Here is a 274-nt window from a genome sequence, read left to right as displayed (position 1 = left end):
CTGGATCTGCGCAATGCGCGACCACGGTTCTTCGCGCGTCGGATCTGATTTTGAAAGCTGCTGATAAAGCGCGATAGCACGATCCTGATCGCCGCCTTTCGCTACAGTATCTGCGTCCGCGAGCTGCTTATTAAAAGCCTCCGGTGTGGTCGCCGTGTTGTTGCCTTGTGTCGCGCAACCGGCGATCACGCCGCATGCCAACACTACCCCAGATAGTTTTACTAACAGACGGTCATTCATCGTTTTTCACCGACGTGCGATTTTTTAATTCAAG

Annotated in this window: 1 protein-coding gene; it reads right to left on the bottom strand. The window is 52.9% G+C overall.

Going from position 1 to position 274, the window contains the following annotated elements; all coding sequences use genetic code 11:
* Nucleotides 1–240: hypothetical protein (locus tag R0J87_RS20245; RefSeq protein WP_498888501.1), on the bottom strand; the 240-nt coding region annotated here is incomplete at its 3' end.
* Nucleotides 241–274 lie beyond the last annotated feature (34 nt).

The sequence above is a fragment of the Halomonas sp. SIMBA_159 genome (assembly GCF_046536035.1).
In the GTDB taxonomy this organism is placed as follows: Bacteria; Pseudomonadota; Gammaproteobacteria; order Pseudomonadales; family Halomonadaceae; genus Vreelandella; species Vreelandella venusta_A.
This window is presented reverse-complemented; position numbering and strand designations above follow the sequence as displayed.